The sequence below is a fragment of the Streptomyces violaceorubidus genome (assembly GCF_000717995.1).
Taxonomy (GTDB): Bacteria; Actinomycetota; Actinomycetes; order Streptomycetales; family Streptomycetaceae; genus Streptomyces; species Streptomyces violaceorubidus.
This window is the reverse complement of the sequence record NZ_JODM01000149.1, coordinates 1-886: the sequence shown is the minus strand read 5'-3', so window position 1 is coordinate 886 and position 886 is coordinate 1. Positions and strand designations below refer to the sequence as shown.

The window sequence follows — 886 nt, the reverse complement described above, 5'->3', positions numbered from 1 at the left end:
CCCGCACCCGCCGCGGGCAGCGCGCTCTCCCCCGACACGGCACGGATCATCATGCGGGTACGCCTGAGCCTGCCCGAACAGACCCACTCCACCGACACCGACATCCTCATCACGATCGCCACAATGGAACAGATGGGCTTCGGCCAGCCCGAAACCTTCACCCCCGACCTCATCACCCCGTTCCTTCCCCAGCTCCCCCCGGTCACAGCGCCGTCTCCCCACCCCCACACCGGCCCCACCACCGACGACGTCCCCATGGACGAAACGGACGACCTGTTCGGCGGACGACGTCCCCATGGACGAAACGGACGACCTGTTCGGCGGCTCGGACGACGAGGACTCCGAAGCGGAAGACATGCAGGCCGACGCCGCCCCCGCCCCCGGCTGGCCCCTCGGCCTGGCTCTCCCCGGAGACCCCTCCGCCCAGACGCAACTCCCGCCACCCCCCAGCGCCCCCGCGGCCGGCATCACACCGCCATCACAGCCGGCACCACGCGAGCACAGCGTCATCGATGTCGACCGCCGGATCTTCAGCGACCCCAGCCCCTCGGCCCTGATAAACCTCGGCGACTTCGCCCACCAGCCCTGGCGGGCAGAGCCGGATGAGACACCGGACTTCCGTGCGGAGAACGCGACAGCCACATTCGGCGGCGTATGGGACCACATCTCCGCGCGCTACCATCACGAACTCTCAAGAAACGAACTCCTCCACCTGCACAACAGCTTCACCCTGTCCCGCGACACGCTAATCACCCTGCACAACAGCTTCACCCTGTCCCGCGACACACCAGTCACCGACGACGAGCACATGACCACGCTGCGCGAGCAGAACTTCGCCGTACCTGCCGAAAATTCCGCCACCGGCCAATGGCTCACCTCAGTCACC

1 pseudogene is annotated in these 886 nt (G+C 67.5%); it reads left to right on the top strand.

The annotated features are described in order from the left end of the window. Window positions 1-295 precede the first annotated feature (295 nt). Window positions 296-886, top strand: a pseudogene (locus tag IE94_RS36725) (hypothetical protein); the annotation flags it as partial.